Source organism: Kribbella sp. NPDC049584 (assembly GCF_040675555.1).
Taxonomy (GTDB): Bacteria; Actinomycetota; Actinomycetes; order Propionibacteriales; family Kribbellaceae; genus Kribbella.
Genome location: NZ_JBFAPF010000002.1, coordinates 243247 through 261378 on the forward strand (window position 1 = coordinate 243247; position 18132 = coordinate 261378).

The 18132-nt window shown below is 66.0% G+C and carries 20 protein-coding genes; 10 read left to right on the forward strand and 10 right to left on the reverse strand.

What is annotated here, in order from left to right; genetic code table 11:
• Positions 1 to 70 precede the first annotated feature (70 nt).
• Entirely contained in the window at positions 71 to 1171 is a 1101-nt protein-coding gene (locus AB0J62_RS07935; RefSeq protein ID WP_363865640.1) for an FAD-dependent oxidoreductase, read from the reverse strand.
• 129 nt (positions 1172 to 1300) lie between these two features.
• Here AB0J62_RS07935 and AB0J62_RS07940 point away from each other — a divergent pair, with 129 nt between their 5' ends.
• Together AB0J62_RS07940 and sigJ are read left to right on the forward strand one after the other, a co-directional pair.
• Complete coding sequence (locus AB0J62_RS07940) at positions 1301 to 1825, forward strand: cupin domain-containing protein (protein ID WP_363865642.1); 525 nt, start codon at positions 1301 to 1303, stop codon at positions 1823 to 1825.
• Positions 1825 to 2700 carry an RNA polymerase sigma factor SigJ gene (gene sigJ / locus AB0J62_RS07945; RefSeq protein WP_363865644.1) on the forward strand — a complete coding sequence of 292 codons (876 nt, stop codon included), beginning with the start codon at positions 1825 to 1827 and terminating at the stop codon, positions 2698 to 2700. The genes AB0J62_RS07940 and sigJ overlap by 1 nt, the downstream gene beginning before the upstream one ends.
• Here the strand turns inward: sigJ and AB0J62_RS07950 are convergent.
• Positions 2685 to 3080, reverse strand: coding sequence for a VOC family protein (locus tag AB0J62_RS07950; protein WP_363865646.1), 396 nt, complete (start codon positions 3078 to 3080; stop codon positions 2685 to 2687). The genes sigJ and AB0J62_RS07950 overlap by 16 nt on opposite strands.
• A 51-nt stretch (positions 3081 to 3131) precedes the next feature.
• On the opposite strand from AB0J62_RS07950, the gene AB0J62_RS07955 reads away from it, so the two are divergent.
• On the forward strand, positions 3132 to 3644 hold the full coding sequence (locus tag AB0J62_RS07955; protein WP_363865648.1) for an NUDIX hydrolase: 513 nt from the start codon (positions 3132 to 3134) through the stop codon (positions 3642 to 3644).
• Here AB0J62_RS07955 and AB0J62_RS07960 read toward each other — a convergent pair.
• Positions 3637 to 4242 carry a mobile mystery protein B gene (locus AB0J62_RS07960; RefSeq protein ID WP_363865650.1) on the reverse strand — a complete coding sequence of 202 codons (606 nt, stop codon included), beginning with the start codon at positions 4240 to 4242 and terminating at the stop codon, positions 3637 to 3639. The genes AB0J62_RS07955 and AB0J62_RS07960 overlap by 8 nt on opposite strands.
• Complete coding sequence (locus tag AB0J62_RS07965; RefSeq protein ID WP_363865652.1) at positions 4239 to 4571, reverse strand: helix-turn-helix domain-containing protein; 333 nt, start codon at positions 4569 to 4571, stop codon at positions 4239 to 4241. Before AB0J62_RS07965 ends, AB0J62_RS07960 begins: the two co-directional genes overlap by 4 nt.
• A 126-nt stretch (positions 4572 to 4697) precedes the next feature.
• Here AB0J62_RS07965 and AB0J62_RS07970 point away from each other — a divergent pair, with 126 nt between their 5' ends.
• Entirely contained in the window at positions 4698 to 5135 is a 438-nt protein-coding gene (locus AB0J62_RS07970) for a MarR family transcriptional regulator (RefSeq protein ID WP_363865654.1), read from the forward strand.
• A 9-nt stretch (positions 5136 to 5144) separates the two neighbouring features.
• Positions 5145 to 6002 carry a haloalkane dehalogenase gene (locus AB0J62_RS07975; RefSeq protein WP_363865656.1) on the forward strand — a complete coding sequence of 286 codons (858 nt, stop codon included), beginning with the start codon at positions 5145 to 5147 and terminating at the stop codon, positions 6000 to 6002.
• A gap of 57 nt (positions 6003 to 6059) precedes the next feature.
• On the opposite strand, the gene AB0J62_RS07980 is transcribed toward AB0J62_RS07975, so the two are convergent.
• The 5 genes from AB0J62_RS07980 to AB0J62_RS08000 all read right to left on the reverse strand — a co-directional run bounded on the left by AB0J62_RS07980 (position 6060) and on the right by AB0J62_RS08000 (position 10862).
• Positions 6060 to 8102: a PQQ-dependent sugar dehydrogenase gene (locus AB0J62_RS07980; RefSeq protein WP_363865658.1), complete on the reverse strand. Its 2043-nt coding sequence runs from the start codon at positions 8100 to 8102 to the stop codon at positions 6060 to 6062.
• Between the two features lie 183 nt (positions 8103 to 8285).
• Entirely contained in the window at positions 8286 to 9110 is an 825-nt protein-coding gene (locus AB0J62_RS07985; protein ID WP_363865660.1) for a MauE/DoxX family redox-associated membrane protein, read from the reverse strand.
• A 1-nt stretch (position 9111) separates the two neighbouring features.
• On the reverse strand, positions 9112 to 9714 hold the full coding sequence (locus AB0J62_RS07990; RefSeq protein WP_363865662.1) for a cell wall protein: 603 nt from the start codon (positions 9712 to 9714) through the stop codon (positions 9112 to 9114).
• Between the two features lie 13 nt (positions 9715 to 9727).
• On the reverse strand, positions 9728 to 10039 hold the full coding sequence (locus AB0J62_RS07995) for a hypothetical protein (protein ID WP_363865663.1): 312 nt from the start codon (positions 10037 to 10039) through the stop codon (positions 9728 to 9730).
• A 274-nt stretch (positions 10040 to 10313) separates the two neighbouring features.
• Complete coding sequence (locus AB0J62_RS08000) at positions 10314 to 10862, reverse strand: TetR/AcrR family transcriptional regulator (protein WP_363865665.1); 549 nt, start codon at positions 10860 to 10862, stop codon at positions 10314 to 10316.
• Positions 10863 to 11163: 301 nt separating this feature from the next.
• Between AB0J62_RS08000 and AB0J62_RS08005 the strand changes: the two genes are divergently transcribed.
• Positions 11164 to 12150, forward strand: coding sequence for a TerC/Alx family metal homeostasis membrane protein (locus AB0J62_RS08005; RefSeq protein WP_363865667.1), 987 nt, complete (start codon positions 11164 to 11166; stop codon positions 12148 to 12150).
• A 20-nt stretch (positions 12151 to 12170) separates the two neighbouring features.
• Here AB0J62_RS08005 and AB0J62_RS08010 read toward each other — a convergent pair whose 3' ends face one another.
• A complete protein-coding gene (locus AB0J62_RS08010) occupies positions 12171 to 13484 on the reverse strand; it encodes an MFS transporter (protein ID WP_363865669.1) in 1314 nt (437 codons plus the stop codon).
• A gap of 312 nt (positions 13485 to 13796) precedes the next feature.
• On the opposite strand from AB0J62_RS08010, the gene AB0J62_RS08015 reads away from it, so the two are divergent.
• The 4 genes from AB0J62_RS08015 to AB0J62_RS08030 all read left to right on the forward strand — a co-directional run bounded on the left by AB0J62_RS08015 (position 13797) and on the right by AB0J62_RS08030 (position 18128).
• Entirely contained in the window at positions 13797 to 14102 is a 306-nt protein-coding gene (locus tag AB0J62_RS08015; RefSeq protein ID WP_363865671.1) for a metalloregulator ArsR/SmtB family transcription factor, read from the forward strand.
• 385 nt (positions 14103 to 14487) lie between these two features.
• Positions 14488 to 15489, forward strand: coding sequence for an ABC transporter permease subunit (locus AB0J62_RS08020; RefSeq protein WP_363865673.1), 1002 nt, complete (start codon positions 14488 to 14490; stop codon positions 15487 to 15489).
• Positions 15486 to 16436 (forward strand): carbohydrate ABC transporter permease, encoded by a 951-nt coding sequence (locus AB0J62_RS08025; protein WP_363865675.1) that lies wholly within the window; start codon positions 15486 to 15488, stop codon positions 16434 to 16436. The genes AB0J62_RS08020 and AB0J62_RS08025 overlap by 4 nt, the downstream gene beginning before the upstream one ends.
• A gap of 30 nt (positions 16437 to 16466) precedes the next feature.
• Positions 16467 to 18128: an ABC transporter substrate-binding protein gene (locus AB0J62_RS08030; protein ID WP_363865677.1), complete on the forward strand. Its 1662-nt coding sequence runs from the start codon at positions 16467 to 16469 to the stop codon at positions 18126 to 18128.
• Positions 18129 to 18132: the final 4 nt, after the last annotated feature.

Genomic DNA, 18132 nt, shown 5'->3' on the forward strand with positions numbered 1-18132 from the left:
TCTCGGTCGGTTTGAACACCCCAAACACTAGGAGCCGCCGTACGCCGGGCGCTTCTTGAAAACTGATCGATCAGGTCAAGGCGGTCAGGCCGGGGCGGCGTTGGGTGAGGTAGGCGAGGCGGACAATTGTTTCCTTGTAGCGGGCCGCGGCCCGACCGGTGAGGACGGTCTTGCGAGGCGAGTCGTCCGCGTGCACGAACTGGATCAGCGCGTCGTTGCGCCCAAGGCTGATGCACTGGTTGATGTAGCGGAACCGCAGCGGCTTCGGCTCGTGTCCCTCCAGGCGGGCCTTGAGCGATCGTACGGCGTGGGCCGCCGCCGGCAGACCGGTCGCGCACGCCATCCGCAGCTCCTGACCGCCGGTACGGCGTACCGCCGCCGCATCGCCGACGGCGTAGACGTCCGGGTGCGACGTGGAACGCAGCGTCGCATCGACCTGCATCCGACCGTGCGCGTCGACGGCGAAACCAGCCTCGGCCGCGAGTGGGGATACCTCGAACCCGGTCGTCCACACCACGACGTCGGCGGCCACGCGATCCCCGTCGTCCAGCTTGAGACCGTCGGCATCCACCGCGGCGACACGGGCATTCTCCATGAGCTCGATGCCGAGGCGGTCAAATGCGCTGTGCAGGTGCTTGCGCCCACGCTCGGACAGAGCGGCGCCGAGTCGCCCGCTGGTGACGAGGCGCACGACCCGGTCCGGGTACGTCTCGGCAAGCTCGGTCGCGGCCTCGATCCCCGTCAACCCGCCACCGACGACAGCGATGGTCCCGCTGGTGCGGAGACGGTCGCGGAGCTGGCCCGCGTGATCCACATCGGCCACGGTGTACGCGTATTCGCTTGCCCCCGGCACCGAGTTCAGATCCGCGCGGCTCCCCAGCGCATAGATCAGTACGTCGTACCGCAGCTCGCGATCACTCAGTACGACGGTCCGGTTCGCGGCGTCGATCCGCTGCACCCGATCGGCGACGAACTCGACGCCGGTCCCCTCGAGCAGGTCCTTGATCGGCCGCTCAGGCAGCTGCTGCCCGGACGCGAACTGGTGCATCCGGACCCGCTCGACGAAGGTCTCCCGGGCGTTGACGAGCGTGACGGCCGAATCCGTCCGGCGGGCCGCCAGCTTGGCTGCGACGAGACCGGAGTACCCGGCTCCTAGTACGACGATGTGCATGTCCGCACTCCTTTCGACTTCGACGAACACCAGACACCGCTCACCACCCCGGATGTGACGTGACGACGGTCACGTCACGAATCGTGGGGGCCACTCGGTCAGGCGGTCGTCACAATCGAGGAGGCAGCTATGAAGGCAGTCCTGACCCGCGGCGCCGACGCCGAACGACTCGGCGAGCCGCCCAACCAGACCTGGCTGATCGCCGACGCCGAGCACACCGACGGGATCATGAACGTCGTCCGCACCACGCTCGGCCCGGGCGTCGACGGCCCGCCGCCGCACTTCCACAAGGAGTCGCCGGAGATGTTCTACCTGCTCGACGGCGCGCTCCGGGTCCTGGCCGGCGACCGGGTCGTGACGATCGAGAAGGGCGACTACTTACTCGTGCCGCCGATGATGCATCACGCCTGGGGTACGCCGATGAGCCGCGGCGCAGACGTACTGATCGTCAAGGCGCCCGGGAACAACCGGTTCGACTACTTCCGGCTGGGTGATCGCATCCGCCGGGGCGAGGCGTCGCCGGCCGAGGTGCTCGCGACGGCGGAACGGTTCGACAACCACTTTGTCGACAATCCGGTCTGGCGGCAGGAGCTCGCCGTACGCGAAGGTGAACGGGAACAGGTGGTCCCCTTTCCTTCGAAGCCGGAGGGGTGATGATCGGGGTTGTGGAGTTCGAGCAGCAGCGGCGGCGGTTGTTCGGGATCGCGTACCGGATGCTCGGCGAGGCCAGTGAGGCCGAGGACGTCGTCCAGGACGCATACCTGCGCTGGCGATCGCGGCCTGGCGCGGTGGAGACACCAGCTGCCTGGCTAACCACGGTCGTCACCAACTTGTGCATCAACCGGCTGACCTCGGCGCGCGCCCGCCGTGAGCGGTACGTCGGCCCGTGGCTGCCCGAGCCGGTTGCTACGGGCAACGACCCGGCCGAGCTGATGGAGCGGCGGGACACGGTGTCGCTCGGTTTCCTCGTCCTGCTGGAGAAGCTCACGCCGCCGGAACGGGCCGTCTTCGTACTGCGGGAGGCGTTCGACTACACGCATCGTGAGAGCGCGGAGGTCCTCGGGGTCGACGAGGCGCATGCCCGTCAGCTGTACCACCGAGCGCTGGCCCGGCTCGGTGAGGCGCGGCGGCGGTTCGACGTACGGCCTGCTGACGGGACCAAGCTGGTCGAACGCTTCATCGCGGCGACCGTCGAGGGTGATGTTGCGGGGCTGGAAGCGATCCTGACCGAGGACGCCGCGATCTGGGCCGACGGCGGCGGCAAGGCGATCGCCGCCCGCGAACCGATCTTCGGCCGCTCCAACGCCGCCCACTACCTGGCCGGACTCGCGTCCAGCCCGCGCGCACCGTCCGCCCGCCTATCCGTTGCCGATATCAACAACGCCACCGCGATCCTCGTCCACGAATCCGGCGATCTCACCGCCGTCCTCATCCCCGAGATCCACGACGACACCATCACCACGATCCGCGCCATCCTGAACCCGGACAAACTCGCCTACCTCCGCACCCAACTTCAGCCGTTGGCGTAAAGGCAGAAGGGGTGGCCGGCTGGGTCGACCAGGACTCGCACGTCGTCCTGGGGTTGGAACTCGGCGAGTGTGGCGCCGAGCTCCACGGCGTGCTTGACCGCGGCGTTGAGATCGCCGACCTCGATGTCCAGGTGCATCATCATCTGCTGCTCGCCCTCGGCGGCCGGCCAAACCGGGCGGGCCCAGGGCGCGGACGTCTGCGCCTGGAACGCGAGGTACGTCTCGGAGTTGCCGGGGACCGCGAGGGTGAACTCGTTGGGCTCGTTCTTGTGGATCTCCCAGCCGAGCATCGCGTGGTAGAACATGCCGAGCGCCTGCGGGTCCGGCGCGTCGATCACGGTCCCGAACCAGTGCCCCTTCTCCGAACGTCCTCGCAGCATGGCAGTACCTCTCCTCGGTCTCCTCGTCGTGGTTTGCCCGACACTAGTCCCGTGAACCGACAGAACGATCTCGCCGCCGAGGGAGAGCCGGAGAAGGAGTTCAACCCCGGCATCGCCGCCCGCCTGCCGCGCAAGACGGCAGCCGGCGGCGCACTCATCCGCGACCGCGCCGGCCGCATCCTCTTCCTCGAACCCACCTACAAACCCACCCTCGACATCCCCGGCGGCATCGTCGAGTACGACGAATCGCCGTACGAGGCCTGCCGCCGCGAGGTCAAAGAAGAAATCGGCCTCGACCTGGCCATCGGCCGCCTCCTGGTAGTCGACTGGGTCCCCGCCCTGGGCCCCTGGTCCGACGCCCTCAACTTCATCTTCGACGGCGGCATCCTCGACGGCATCCCCCTAACCCTCGACCCCACCGAAGCAAGAGCCCACCACTACCTAACCCTCGCCGAAGCCACCCCCCACCTCCGCCCCTCCATGGCCCGCCGCCTCTCCCTAGCCCAACACGCCCTAACCACCGGCACCCCCACCTACGCCGACTTCGGCCACGCCCTCAGCTGACGGCGCTGGTGAGCAAGGCGGTGTAGTCGCCGGTGTCCGCGGCGCGCAGAGCCTCGAGGTAGTACCGGCGAGCCTCAATGGCAGGTCGTCCGGAACGACTGCCCCAAGTGAGGTGGTCGGCTCCGAGTCCGAGGGAGTCTGCAAGCGCACCGGCGGCGAGGCGTGCATGGCGACCGTTGCCGTTCACGAACGGATGAACGAAGACAAGCCGATGGTGGAATCGAACGCAGATCTCCGACGAGCCAAAGGTTTCCTGCTCGATCCAGAACGCCGTATCGCCCAGCAGCACCTGCAGCTCTTCCTGGATTCGCGAGGGTTGAACGCCGATGGTCGTGTCGCGGTGCCGCAGTTTGCCCGCCCACGTCCACACCTCACCGAACATCTGACGGTGCAGTTCCCGTAGGAAGGACTGGTGCAGCAGGTCGCCGGGCTGGAGCACCTGGTCGCCGAGCCATAGCAGTCCATCGGCGATGTTCGAGGCCTCTGCATCGTTCAACTCGTCCCGGGTACGGATCCAGGCGTAGTCGTCCTTCTGGTACTGCGCGTCGTCGGCATCAACCGGCGTCTGGCCGTCTTCTGATCCGCCGAGTGCTGTCACGCGGCGGAGCGCGCGACTCGATGCGCGACAATCTTGCGCAGTACCTTCTGGAAGCCTTCATCGGTGAGCGGCTGCGCCTCGAGGGCCATCGTCCAGGCGACCTTTTGTGCCTTGGAGATGTCTGCCTGGGTGGGCTGCTCGTCCTTCGCCAGCAGGCTGAAGCCGAGCACCTGCAACACGCTCAGGACCTTGTCCGCCTCCAGCCGGCGAGCGCCGTGCTCCAGCCGGCCGAGCCATTCGCGGGAGACTCCCGCCTGCGCTGCGAGCTCGGCCTGCGACAGCCCCAGTCGGCGGCGCTCGGCACGAACGGAGGCACCGAGGTCAGCCATCTGTCCGATCATGGTGAGAGCCCTTCGATGTGACGGTACTGTCACAGATTACCCCATCAGCTCCACGAACATCTTCTTCCTCGAAAATAGTAGCCATGTACTTAGTAGCCATGTACTGTATCTGGCATGGGTGAAGCGACTCCGGGGCATTTGGTGTGGCGGTTGTCTATGAAGTGGCGGGTGGCGGTGGATCGGGCGTTGGCGCATCGGGGGTTGACGCATGCGCAGTACGTGATGTTGTCGTCGTTGTACGGGCTCGAGCGGGACGGGCGGGTGCCGAGTCAGCGGGAGTTGGCTGATCACACCGGGCTGGAGGCGTTGTACGTCTCCAAGTTGGCGCGCAGTCTCGATGCCGACGGGCTGATCCAGCGGACCCGGGATGCCGTTGATACCCGCACGATGCGGCTCGAGCTGACTGCCAAGGGGCGCGAGACCGTCGAGCCCGCGATCGCGGAAGTCGCTGTCCTGCTGGACAAACTGCTGGCGCCGCTCGGGGGACGCCGGGGTGCGCGGACGAAGAGCTTCGTGCGCGATCTCACCGAACTTCTCGACACTCCACTGTGAGGAACAGTCATGCCTGATATCGATCTGCTCAACTCGACAATCCACTACGAAGAAAGCGGCAGCGGTACGCCGATCGTCTTCCTGCACGGCAATCCCGCGTCGTCGTACGTCTGGCGCAACGTCATCCCGCTCGTCGGCGAAGGCCGCCGGCTTGCGCCTGACCTGATCGGGATGGGCCGCTCCGGCAAGCCCGACCTGGAGTACAAGTTCGCCGACCACGCCCGCTACCTCGACGCCTGGTTCGACGCGCTCGAGCTCGACGACGTGATCCTGGTCGGCCACGACTGGGGTGGCGCGCTCGCGTTCGACTGGGCCGCGCGTCATCCCGAGCGCGTGAAGGGCATCGCGTTCTTCGAGAGCATCGTGAAGCCGATGGCCTGGGAGGACCTCTCGCCACAGGCCGCGGAACGCACCCGCCTGATCCGTACGACGGGCGCCGGCGAGGACCTGGTCCTCGAACAGAACCTCTTCGTCCGCCAGGCCTTCACCGGGGGCGTGCTCACACCGGTCCCCGACCAGGACCTGCAGATCTACCTCGCGCCGTACCCGACGCCCGAGACCCGCAAGCCCATCCTCGCTTGGGCCCGCCAGATCCCGCTCGGTGGTGACCCGGCCGAGCTGGTCGCCAGGATCGAGGCGTACGACGCCTGGCTCGCCTCGAGCGTCGACGTACCGAAGTTGATGCTGACGTTCGAAGGTTCGCCGACCCTGCTCACCAACGAGGACTACAAGAACTGGTGCGAGACCAACATCGCCGCGCTCGACCTCGTGCACGTGGGTAAGGCCGGCCACCACGCCGCGGAGGATCGGCCGAAGGAGATCGGGACCGAGATCTCCACCTGGATCGACAAGCGAGACCTGCGCTAGCTACCGGTCGAGGCCCTCGACGCCATCCAGCAAGAACTGACGCCGAGGGCCAAGCAGCTAGGAGAACTTCAGTCGCACGATCACATTGTCGATCGTGCTAGGTGTCCCGCCGTTCTTGTCGTCGTTCGTCGACGTCAGCCACAGCCCGCCGTCCGGCGTACGCGTGACACTGCGCAGTCGTCCCCACCGGCCGGAGAACACGGCCTGAGGTGTCCCGACACCGTTGCCTGCGGCATTGATCTTCGTGACCCAGAGCTGTTCGCCGGTGACGCCGGCGATGTAGATCCAGTCGTTGACGATCTCGATGCCGCTCGGGCCGGCCTGCGACGTCGACCAGGTCCGCTTCGGCGCGATGTATCCCGAGCAGTCGCCGATCGTGCCCTCGCACGACGGCCACCCGTAGTTCCCGCCCTTCTGGATCAGGTTGAGTTCGTCCTGGCTGTTCTCACCGAACTCGGCCGCCCACAGCTGCCCGTGCGAGTCCCACGCCAGGCCTTGCGGGTTGCGGTGACCCCAGCTCCAGACGTACCGGGCGTTTCCGCCGCTGCTGTAGAACGGGTTGTCGCTGGGCGGCGTACCGTCCGGGTTCATCCGCAGGATCTTGCCGTTGAGCGAGTTCTTGTTCTGCGCGTTGCCGGAGTTCTTCGCGTCGCCGACGGTCGCGTACAGCTTCCCGTCCGGACCGAACGCGATCCGCCCGCCGTTGTGGTACCGGTTCTTCGCGAGACCCGTGAGCACCGGCGACGAGGTCGTGGCGAGCTTGCCGTCCTCGTACTTCATCCGCACGATCCGGTTGTCGCCGGACGCCGTGTGGTAGAAGTACACCCAGTGGTCGGTCGCGAAGTTCGGCGACAGCGCGACGCCGAGCAGGCCGCCTTCACCGCTGGTCGTCACCACTCCCGGCACCTTCCCGAGCGTCGTCTTCTGGCCGGACGCCGTCACCCGCAGTACTTCGAACCGGTCCCGCTCCGTCACGAGCGCCGACCCGTCCGGCAGGAACGCGACACTCCAACCGAGATCGACCTTCGCGATGTCCTTGTCGTACGCCGGAATCCCGCCGGTGCCACCGGTCGACGTACGAACCGTGACGGCGTTGCTCGCCGCGGAAGCGTTGCCGTCAGGGTCGCGCGCCTTGACGGTGAAGGTGTACTCCGTGTTGGCGGTCAAGCCAGTCACCGTCGTAGTCAGCGAACCAGTCGTCGCGACCTTCGCCGAGCCCTGGTACACGTCGTACCCGGCGATGCTGCCGCTGTTGTCGGTCGATGCGTTCCAGGCGAGCGAGACGCTGTTCGCGCTCGTGCCGGTCGAGTGCAGGTTCCCAGGCGCGGACGGCGGCTGAGTGTCGCCGCTGCCGGGCGTCGTGAACGTGACCACATTGCTCTGCTGCGAAGCATTGCCCGCGGCATCGAACGCGCCGACCGAGACGTCGTACGACGTGTTCGCGGTCAAGGTGTCGACGGTCGCGGAGAGAGTGTTGCCGTCGACAACTTTCAGGACGTTGCCGCCGCGGTTGATCTCGTACCGGACGACGCCGACGTTGTCGGTCGCGGCGGTCCAGTGGAAGGTCGCGGCGTTCGATTTGAGGTCGCTGACGGTCAGGTTGCCCGGCGCCGACGGCGGTGTGCTGTCGTCGGTGGTCGGTGTGACGGTCAGCTTGTCGGCGTTGGGTCCGCCGTCGGCGCTGGTCGCGCGGGCGCGGATCTTGTTCGTGCCGGCAACGAGCTGCAGACGAACGGTCTTCGTCTTCCAGGTCGTCCACGCACCCGTCCCAGGGAACGTGATGCCGACCGCGCCGGGCTGCCCGTTGACGGTGATGTCCATCGGCCGGGTGGCCGCCGTACCGTTCGCGTACCGCAGCGTGACGTCGGCCGGCCCGGCCGGAGCCGTCACCGTCCACTCGACGTAACTGCCAACGAGATTGTCGTAATTGACGAAGCCGCTGCCGGTGTACCCGGCATGGTTGGACTCGACCACACCTTGCGAGATGGCCGCATCCTCGGCCTGGTAGTCGGTGGACGCCGCGGTGGCGGAGGGTGGTGCGCTGAGCCCGAGCGTGGCGACGGCCAGCGCGGTGACAGCCCAGATCAAGCGGGGTCTCATGAGGTCTCCTGGATTTCCGGGGCGGAGGAGTTGCAGGGGACTAACTATTAGGAAAGCTTCCTAACGATAATCCGATCTGTCAACAGGTGCGGATCCGCAGGCCATCACAAAGCCGCCGCCCCCGGCACGGTCAGCGTGGCGGGGGCGGCGGGATTTGATTGTGATGGCGTGGAGATCCGGGTCCTACCCGGTGGTGGCCAGCACAGTTGGGCGGTAGAGGGTCAGGCCCGAGGTCTCGTCGACGACGGCGACCCGGACGGACTCCGGGGCGGAGTCACCGTGCGGTACGGCGAAGACGGCGGTCGCGGGGCGGTCGTCGTACCTGGCGATGTAGCTCAAGTAGCGCCAGTCCTCGTCATCCCAGTAGTCGTGGATATCGGACCGCAGCATCCCGTCCACCGCGCGGTACGCCGGGCTGAGCAGAACGCGCCGCTGGGTTGCGGCGAGTGGGGTCGTGCTGGACGCGGTACCGGCGTACGGATGGCTGAGCCTGATCCGGAATCGGCGGATGGGGAGCAGCCAGTAGCGGTCGAGCTCTCCGGACAGCATCACGAATACCGCTGCCTCGACCACGAGCACGACCAGTGCCGGACCTGCCGACCACCAGCCGGCCGTTGCCGTCGTCGCCAGAACTGCAGTTGCCAACAGCAACAAGGCGCGTGCGATCGCCCGGTAGCCAACAGGTTTGGCCGACTTCCCCGCACATCCACACGACGCCTCTGGTACGACGACTTTCGAGTAGACGAGGAATCCGGTGAAGCCGACGCCCAGTGCAGCAGCAGCAACTGCCTCGATCGCCGTAAAAGGCGGTGCAAGTAATCCGACGGCGATCAGCGCCTCGAGTGCGGCGACGGCTTGGTAGGCGAGTTTTGCGCGTGAATCGCCCACCAGGCGGGGGAGTGCGGTCCTGTCCGCCTGCTGGGGGTCCCTGAACTTGCCGTAGGACGACCAGAGCAGGAGCACGCCGATCAGGAGCGGCTGGGCGGCCGCTACTTGTTCGGTACCCATGTCAGTTCGACGTGTAGATCGTCGCGATGTCGATCTCGTTGGTGCCCGGTCGCCAGGCTCCGATCACCTGGGCGTGCCGGCCGACCTTGAGCATCGACAGGTCCGAGACAGCCGGCGTGCCGTTGTACACGGCTGCCGTCGTACCGGGCTGGACGTGTCCGACGACCTTCTGCCCGTGGTGGTCGAACTGCACGCCGGAGCGGGCGATCGACGTGATGGCGACGGTGAGGTTGACGATGTTGACCCAGACCGCCTCGGCGGCCAGTACTCCGTCCGGAAGCAGCACGCCACGCGCGTACAGGCCGTCGCCGATCTTGGCCTGGTCGATCGTGGTCGGGCGGAGCTTCCAGACACTCGTCACACCGGTCAACTGGATCCGGTGCAGGCGGCCGTCGGATCCCTGCACCTGCAGGAGATCCTGGTTCCGGCCGGTGATCAGGCCTTCGGCGAAGTTCGGGTCCGGCTGGCCGGCATCCGCGAACTGTGCGCCGGCGGCGAACGCGGTCTCGGGCGCGAGTGAACCCAGGGCGCTGGCGGCGACCAGGCCGGTCGCGCCGAGGGCCGCGCGGGAGAGCAGGGAACGACGGTCCATCGTGGTGGTCATCTCGGCTCTCCTCTCACGCAACGTCGATCGATACTGGGGACAGCCCGCTGTTCAGGCTGAGGCCGAGCGCGCTGAACGCGGCCGGCGTGAAGTCGATGACCCGGTTCGAGGCGCAGTTCCCGCCGCAGCAGGTGCGTTCGCCGCAGAACAGGTCCGTCTGCGGACCGCAGTCCGCGATCGACGTGACTACTCGCTTGCCGGTGCACAGGCTGGTGGTCGCGTGCCTGAAACCGCAGGTGCGCCGGGACATCCCGGTGATCCCGCAGCTGTCCGGATGGGTGATGGCGTAGCAGCCGTCCGAGGTGTTCGGCCACGCGTGCTGCATGTTTCCCGAGTTGCATGTCCCGCAAGCGCCGTGCCCGGCGCTTCCACAGGGACCCCATGCGTTCCCACAACAGAACCATGAGGCTTCGGCAGTGATTCCGGCCATGACAAATTCCTCCTAGGCCTAGGGGCGGTAAGACCTACAAGGACTGTTTGTACTCCGTTCCGGCGGAATCTCCCAGAGCTCAGCGCGGAAATGGAAACTTTTTGCCTACTGTTCGTGTGTGCTCAGGGTTTGACCGCCAGCCAGCGCGTCGGCCGGGTGGCCTGCTGCTTCATTCCGTTCTCCGTACTGCGCCGCCGAGGAGCAACTCGGTGATGTTCGAGGTGAAGTCTCTGGAGGCGACCCGGCCCTCGTAGATCGCCCAGGCCGCGGAGACCAGCAATCCGTAGAGCGCCTCGCTCAACCAGACCGGGCTGAGGTCGATCCGGAACTCGCCGGCCTCCTGCCCGCGCCGGAACAGCGCGACCATGCGGGCATCCAGCCGGGCCCAGCTCTCGTTCTGCCCGTCACCCTCGAAGAGCTGGTTCTCCGAGTAAAGGAACGCGAGCAGACCCGCGGCCGGCTCCAGCTCTCGCACCAGGCGTCGCACCGCGTCCGCGGCCGGACCGTCGTCGATGCCTGCCTTCTCCACCGCGCTCTCACACTCGGCGAGTCCGAGCTCCTCGAGCGCCCGGACGAGTGCGTCGCGTCCGGCGAACTGCCGGTTGAGCGTCGCGCGACTGATCCCGGCCGCCCGCGCGACCTCGTCCATCGTCGCCCCGGACTTCCGCATCAGCAGTCCGGCGGCATCCCGCAGTACTCGCTCCCGATCCACAGCCATGAGACAAGCATAACCCATTTGAGACATTGATGTCTCATCTCTAGCATTGGAGTCAGTATGCGGTATACGATCATGGTGAGCGGGACGGGTGTGACCGGGAATGAATCAAGCCCGGATATACTTGTTCCGTTTGTGGAGGGGAGTATTCCGCCACGGCAGTGTCGTCATCACGGGAGGCCTGGGCGGCCGAACCGGTGCTGCCGGCCCGATCTGGTCGAGTTCGAGGACCGGTCGGGTGGAAGAGACCTCCGGACCAAGCTTGCTGTTCGCCGACGTCCGGAGGTTCGTTATGGTCTCTGTCATGCCACCCGTTGTCTGGGTGCTCACGATCATCGGGTTGCTCGCGATCGTCGCGTTCGACCTGGTCGTGATCGCGCGCCGCAACCACACCGTGACGATCAAGGACGCGACCCGATGGGTGCTGTTCTACGTCGGCCTCGCGGGACTCTTCGCGCTCGGTCTGTTCCTGTTCAGCCCCGGGCAGAGCGGCAGCGAGTTCGTCGCCGGGTACATCACGGAGTACAGCCTCAGCGTCGACAACCTGTTCGTGTTCGTGATCATCATGGCGCGCTTCGCCGTGCCGAGCCTGGCGCAGGACAAGGTGCTGTACATCGGCATCGTCGTCTCGATGCTGCTGCGGGCGATCTTCATCCTGGCCGGCGCGGCGGCGATCTCGGCGGCGAGCTGGGTGTTCTACATCTTCGGCGCGTTCCTGGTCTATACCGCCGTCCGGCTGGCGCTCGAGGGTGAGAACGACGAGACCGACTTCCAGGAGAACGCCGTCCTGCGGGGGATGCGCCGGATCCTGCCGATCTCGCACGACTACGACGGCGACAAGCTGACCACCCGTCTCGACGGTCGCCGGCTGATGACGCCGCTGGTGATCGTGATCGCCGCGATCGGGATGGCGAACGTGATCTTCGCGCTGGACTCGATCCCGGCGATCTTCGGCCTCACCCAGGACGCGTACATCGTGCTGACCGCCAACGCGTTCGCGCTGATGGGTCTGCGCCAGCTGTACTTCCTGATCGGCGGCCTGCTCGAGCGGATCATCTACCTGAACGTCGGCCTGTCGGTGATCCTCGCGTTCATCGGCGTCAAGCTGATCATCGAGGCGCTGCACGGCTCGCACATCGACGACATCGGCGCGATCCACCTACCGCATATCGGCATCCTGACGTCGCTCGGCTTCATCGTCGGCACGCTGTTCATCACCACGGTCGCCAGCTTGATCAAGTCCTCATACGACAACCGCCGGGAAGAGGTCCGCGTCAAGGTCGAGGACTGAGCGCGGACCGCCCGCACTGATCAATCGCGCTCGGGCGCCGCTTCGCCAGTACTGATGAGCGGCGAGCCGTCCGCTGGTGCCGGGTTGGTCAGTGCCGGCGGGCCGCCTCGCCGGGCGTTGGTGGCGCGGAGCTTGAGATAGAGCGCCGGGATCGGTAGCCAGATCAGACCGGATGCCAGCAATGCAGCGCGCAGCGAGGCGCGGCCGAGGGCGCCCAGCGGTGGGCCGCCGACGACCTGACCGATCGCGTTCGCCTGGGAGACCATCGAGATCACCGTCGCGCGCGAGCGGGAGTCGACGTGGCGGTTCAGCCAGGCGGACTCGATCGGGTACGCGAGGATGCCGGCGACGGTGTTGAGCCACATCGCGGCCAGCGCGAGCCAGAGGTTCCCGAGCAGGGCGAACGAGCAGATGCCGACCACCTGCAGCATCGCCAAAGTTGCGAGGATGCCCGTGGGATGCGCGGCGGACAGGCGATCGGGGGAGAGCCGGTTCAGGGCCAGGGACGTGAAGAGCGACAACAGCGTGCCGACCAGTGCGAGCACGGTGAACCAGAACGCGGGCTCCGACGTACCGAACACTGTCGGGAAGCTGAAGTTCAGGATCTTGACCGACCACAGCCGGTCGAACGCCTCGCTGGCCAGGCCCGAGATCAGGCTGATGATCACCAGCGTGCGTACGACGGGACGCCGCCGGGCCGCGTCGAGGCCGCTCTTGAACGTCTCGGCCATCTGCCGGAACGTCTCGCGCTCGTGCTTCGGCGTCCGGTGGAAGTTCTGTTCGCGCATGAAGACCGCGAGCATCAGCGCCAGCAGGATCATCCCGGCGCCGGAGACCGCCATCGGCAGGGGCAGGCTGATCAGACCGAGCGCGCCGGCGCTGACGATCCCGACGATCCTGCCGCCCAGCTCGAACTGCTGGGCGCGGACGAAGACGGGGGCGGCGCGCTCGGTGCCGACCTCGTCGGTGATCCAGGCCTGGTCGGCGCCCGAGGTGAACGTGAAGCCGACGCCCCACAGTACCTGCGCGGCGAGGATCGCGAGGAACGCGGGCACCAGCCCCTGGAGCAGGAAGCCGGCGCCGATCAGCACGAAGCCGATGATGATCGAGAGCCGGCGGCTGTAGAGGTCGGCGACGATGCCGGTCGGGATCTCGAAGAGGAAGCAGGCGAGCTCGAGCGTGGTCCCGACCAGGACCATCTGCAGCGGGTTCAGTCCGGCGTCGCGGACGTAGTAGACCGCGCTGAGGGTGAACGACAGCGCGGCGAGGAACGACCAGGCGGCGTTGTAGACGTAGTACGTCCGAACAGGGTCCGCGGACCGGTAGACAGACATGTCGGAGTGCTCCCGAAAGCGTGTGCGGGCATGACGAAGCGCGACCGGCGGTCAAGCGCTTGGCGTGACGCACGACGGTGGCCCGGGTCAGGCCGCGGAGGTGCGCTTTCAGGAGCAGGTTTGCATGCCGCTCAGGGTAGACGAGACCCGGCGCGTCCGCCTCCGGATTTGCCGACCACAGGCGGTGATCCGGGGTACTATCGTTACTGCCTGGCCCGGCCGTTCCCCCGTGATGGTCGGGTCAGGTTTTTGCCGCATTGCGTAAGTAGATCCTTACACGTAAGGTCCTGCTTACGCGATCTAAGGAGTGTTGTGACGATCGAGATCGGCGCCGTCCTGACCGCGATGGCCGACGCGTCCCGCCGCCGAATCGTCACCCGCCTGGCCCAGGGTCCGGCCACGACCGGACAACTCGCCGAACTCTTCCCCATCAGCCGGCCCGCGGTGTCGCAACACCTCAAGATCCTCCAAACAGCCGACGTAGTCCGAACCACCCACACCGGCCGCCACCGCTGGCACGAACTGAACCCCGAAGCCCTCCGATCTCTCGCCGACTGGGCCCTCGACGTGGCCGCCCTTCACTCCGCGTCGACGAAGCCTGACGCCTCTGCTTCCTGAGCTTGTTGCGATCGGACCCGGGCCAAGTTCAGGTCTTGACATGAGGACCGGCGGGCGGGTTGACTGCTATATAGTTAACGGAAGAAATAAATTGTGGATCGGTCCGGTGTCGGTGGCTCAGAGCGACTCCGGGCTTGATCGGTGTGTGCCCGGATCCGATGGCTGGCCATCGGATCATTCGGCGTTTGCTGCCCGGTAGTTGCTGCAGGCAACACTGAATTCTCCTTGTGTGCAAGGGATTCGGGCGTATCGGTCACCGTCCGGTATCGACCGGGCCGGGAACTCTTCCGCTCCGGAGGGATTGTGTGTCATCCTCCGGGATAGCGAAACCCGAGATCCTATCGGATATCGGTTCCACTCCAGCGCGTGAGGGAAAGGATGCGGAGTGAGCGCAACCTTCGAGGTGAAACCGGCGCCGGCGCCAGCGGCGCCGCGGGCGGGTGAGACTGCTGCCCGGAAGCCACCGCGAACGTCCCGCCGGACCCAGGCCCGGCGGAGCCTGCGGCGGCATTGGCAGCTGTACCTGCTGATCGTCGTACCGCTCGCGTACTTCGTCATCTTCAAGTACATCCCGATCGCCAACGCGGTGATCGCGTTCAAGGACTACAGCCCGGTCAAGGGCCCGTGGGGCAGCGACTGGGTCGGGTTCAAGAACTTCGAGCTGTTCTTCCAGAACCCGGTGTTCTGGACCCTCGTGAAGAACACCTTCCTGCTGTCGGTCTACACGGTGCTCGCCAGCTTCCCGATCCCGATCATCCTGGCGATCGCGCTGAACGAGATCCGCAACGGCCGGTTCAAGAAGACCGTCCAGCTGGTCACCTACGCGCCGTACTTCATCTCCACCGTCGTGGTGGTCTCGATGACGATCCTGGTGCTGTCGCCGCGGCTCGGTTTCGTGAACGACGCGATCGGGCTGTTCGGCGTACCGTCGATCGACTTCCTCGGGAACCCGAACTACTTCCGTCACATCTACGTCTGGTCCGACGTCTGGCAGACCACCGGGTACTCCGCGGTGATCTACCTGGCCGCACTGTCCGGTATCGACCCCGCGCTGCACGAGTCGGCGCGGATCGACGGCGCCAGCCGGCTGCAACGGATCCGGCACGTCGACCTGCCGGGGATCATGCCGACCGCGGTGATCATCCTGGTGCTCGGCGTCGGCAACATCATGTCGATCGGGTTCGAGAAGGCGTTCCTGCTGCAGAACCCGCTGAACACCGCGCAGTCCGAGATCATCGCCACCTACGTCTACAAGACCGGTCTGCTGAACGCGGACTTCAGCATGGCGACCGCCATCGGGCTCTTCAACTCGGTGATCAACCTCTTCCTGCTGCTCGGCGTGAACTTCGTCGCCAAGCGCATCACCGGAAACGGACTGTGGTCATGAGCGTCACATTGCAAGGCTTCCGGCGTACGGCGCAGCGGCCGGAGAGCTCGAAGCGCACCGCGATCGAGGAGACGCGGACCGACAAGATCTTCCTGGCCGGCGTGAAGATCATGCTCTGGCTGGCGCTGATCATCGTCGCGGTCCCGCTGATCTACATCGTCGCGAACTCGTTCAGCAGCCCGTCGGCGGTGAGTGCGGGCCGGGTGCTGTTCTGGCCGATCGAGCCGAGTGTCCGTGCGTACAAAGAGGCCTTCAGCGATCCGTTGATCATGAAGGGCTACCTGAACTCGTTCATCTACGCGATCGGCGGGACGCTGATCAGCGTCACGCTGACGATCGCGATCGCGTACCCGCTGTCCCGCCGGACGTTCTTCGGCCGGAACGTGATCATGAGCGTGCTGATCTTCACGATGCTGTTCTCCGGCGGCCTGATCCCGACGTACCTGGTGGTCCAGGATCTCGGCATGCTGAACACCCGCTGGGCGATGGTGATCCCGAGCGCGATCGGGGTCTGGCAGGTGATCATCGCCCGGACGTTCTTCCGCTCGACGATCCCGGACGAGCTGTACGAGGCGGCCACCATCGACGGGGCCAGTGACTTGCGCTTCCTGTGGTCGATCGTGCTGCCGCTGTCGAAGCCGGTGATCGCGGTGATCGCGCTGATGTACGCGATCTTCCAGTGGAACAGCTACTTCGACGCCCTGATCTATCTCAAGGACCCCGGTCTGTACCCGCTGCAGATCGTGCTCCGCAACGTGCTGATCCTGAACACCCTCACCGGATCCACCACCACGACGAACCTGGCCCAGCAGCTCGAACAGCAGCAGCTGGCCAACGTCCTCAAGTACGCGCTCATCGTCATCTCGAGTCTGCCCGTACTGATCATCTACCCGTTCGTCGCCCGCCACTTCACCAAGGGCGTAATGGTCGGCGCGGTCAAGGGCTGAACTCGGCCCACTTCAGAGAGGAACACAGCAATGCGCTCATCCGTGAGCAAGGTCGTCGCGCTGGCGGCCGCCGGTGCGCTCGCCCTGGCGGCGTGCAGCTCGGACAAGTCGTCCAAGGGAGCGGCGAACGAGACCTCGGCCGACGGCAAGGTCGTCATCGACACGTTCACGCCGTCGGACTCCAGCACCAACCTGACCACCAACGCGGTCACCAAGATCGTCAGCGACAAGTTCAAGATCCAGTTCCGGTGGCAGACCACGACGTACGACGCCGGGCCGGCCAAGGAGAAGCGGCAGATCGCGCTGGCCAGCGGCGACTACCCGGACCTGTTCTTCCTGATCCCGTGGGTCGACGCCTTCACCCAGGCCGAGGTGCTCAAGCTCGGCCAGCAGGGCGTCGCGGTGCCGCTCGAGGGCCTGATCAAGGACAACGCGCCGAACATCCAGAAGGTGCTCGACAGCAACAAGGAGTACAAGGAGATGGCGACCGCGCCCGACGGTCACATCTACGCCCTGCCGCAGTGGGCCGACTGCTTCCACTGCACCTACCCGGACAAGCTGTGGATCAACAGCACCTGGCTGAAGAAGCTCGGCCTGCAGGTGCCCAAGACCACCGATGACCTGCGCAAGGTGCTCGAGGCATTCAAGACCAAGGACCCGAACGGCAACGGCAAGGCCGACGAGATCCCGATGACCACCGACGTCCAGGACAGCAGCCTGATCGCGTACCTGATGAACGCGTTCGCCTACGACCCGGTCGGCGCGAACAACGGCGTACGGTCGCTGCTCACGCTGAACGGTGACAAGGTCGTCACGCCGGTGACCTCGGACCAGTGGAAGGAAGGGCTGAAGTACATCCACGGCCTCTACAAGGACGGCCTGATCGACCAGGCCGCGTTCACCCAGAACGCGCAGGCGCTGCAGGCGCAGGGCAACGACCCGAAGGCGGTCAAGCTCGGATCGGTGCCGGTCCTGTGGCCGGGCATCTTCGTCCAGCTCGACTCCAAGGACGGCCGCGACAAGCAGTACGACGCCGTCCCGCCGCTGACCGGTCCGGAGGGCAAGAGCTACACCGGGTACAACCACCCGACCTCGACCGGCTACACGTTCATGCTGACCAACAAGGCCAGCAAGGAGGCCCAGGTCGCGGCGATCAAGATGCTCGACTGGATCTACACCGACGAGGGTCAGATGATCACCAACATGGGCCCGAAGGGTGTCGGCTGGACCAAGCCTGCCGCCGGTGACATCGCGCTCGACGCGAGCACCAAGCCGCTGTACAAGCCGGCGCAGAACGCCCCGAAGAACATCAGCTGGGGCGCGCTCGGCCAGTACAACAACACGTTGGCCTTCCGGAACGCGCAGGTCGTGCCGAAGGACATCTACTCGGGCGCCGGTCTGGAGCGGCGGCTGTGGGAGGCGACCAAGCAGTACGAGGGACATGTCGACAAGTCGCAGTGGTTCCCGCAGTCGTTCATGTGGCCGGACCCGAGCCTGAGCGGTGAGATCGCCACGCTGCAGACCAACCTGAACAACTACGTGAACCAGAACCAGTTGGCGTTCATCACCGGTTCGAAGAACATCGACACCGATTGGGACGCGTACGTGAAGGGTCTGGAGAGCACCGGCATGCCGCGGTACCTGCAGATCAACCAGCAGGCCTACGACAAGTACAAGTCCGGGAACAAGTAACTCC

What these genes read in the sequence shown, in the direction of transcription:
- AB0J62_RS07935 (WP_363865640.1), bottom strand. Translation starts at nt 1,171, where the DNA reads ATGCACATCGTCGTACTAGGAGCCGGGTACTCCGGTCTCGTCGCAGCC.
- AB0J62_RS07940 (WP_363865642.1), top strand. Translation starts at nt 1,301, where the DNA reads ATGAAGGCAGTCCTGACCCGCGGCGCCGACGCCGAACGACTCGGCGAG.
- sigJ (WP_363865644.1), top strand. Translation starts at nt 1,825, where the DNA reads ATGATCGGGGTTGTGGAGTTCGAGCAGCAGCGGCGGCGGTTGTTCGGG.
- AB0J62_RS07950 (WP_363865646.1), bottom strand. Translation starts at nt 3,080, where the DNA reads ATGCTGCGAGGACGTTCGGAGAAGGGGCACTGGTTCGGGACCGTGATC.
- AB0J62_RS07965 (WP_363865652.1), bottom strand. Translation starts at nt 4,571, where the DNA reads ATGGCTGACCTCGGTGCCTCCGTTCGTGCCGAGCGCCGCCGACTGGGG.
- AB0J62_RS07970 (WP_363865654.1), top strand. Translation starts at nt 4,698, where the DNA reads ATGGGTGAAGCGACTCCGGGGCATTTGGTGTGGCGGTTGTCTATGAAG.
- AB0J62_RS07975 (WP_363865656.1), top strand. Translation starts at nt 5,145, where the DNA reads ATGCCTGATATCGATCTGCTCAACTCGACAATCCACTACGAAGAAAGC.
- AB0J62_RS07980 (WP_363865658.1), bottom strand. Translation starts at nt 8,102, where the DNA reads ATGAGACCCCGCTTGATCTGGGCTGTCACCGCGCTGGCCGTCGCCACG.
- AB0J62_RS07985 (WP_363865660.1), bottom strand. Translation starts at nt 9,110, where the DNA reads ATGGGTACCGAACAAGTAGCGGCCGCCCAGCCGCTCCTGATCGGCGTG.
- AB0J62_RS07990 (WP_363865662.1), bottom strand. Translation starts at nt 9,714, where the DNA reads ATGACCACCACGATGGACCGTCGTTCCCTGCTCTCCCGCGCGGCCCTC.
- AB0J62_RS07995 (WP_363865663.1), bottom strand. Translation starts at nt 10,039, where the DNA reads ATGCAGCACGCGTGGCCGAACACCTCGGACGGCTGCTACGCCATCACC.
- AB0J62_RS08000 (WP_363865665.1), bottom strand. Translation starts at nt 10,862, where the DNA reads ATGGCTGTGGATCGGGAGCGAGTACTGCGGGATGCCGCCGGACTGCTG.
- AB0J62_RS08005 (WP_363865667.1), top strand. Translation starts at nt 11,164, where the DNA reads ATGCCACCCGTTGTCTGGGTGCTCACGATCATCGGGTTGCTCGCGATC.
- AB0J62_RS08010 (WP_363865669.1), bottom strand. Translation starts at nt 13,484, where the DNA reads ATGTCTGTCTACCGGTCCGCGGACCCTGTTCGGACGTACTACGTCTAC.
- AB0J62_RS08025 (WP_363865675.1), top strand. Translation starts at nt 15,486, where the DNA reads ATGAGCGTCACATTGCAAGGCTTCCGGCGTACGGCGCAGCGGCCGGAG.
- AB0J62_RS08030 (WP_363865677.1), top strand. Translation starts at nt 16,467, where the DNA reads ATGCGCTCATCCGTGAGCAAGGTCGTCGCGCTGGCGGCCGCCGGTGCG.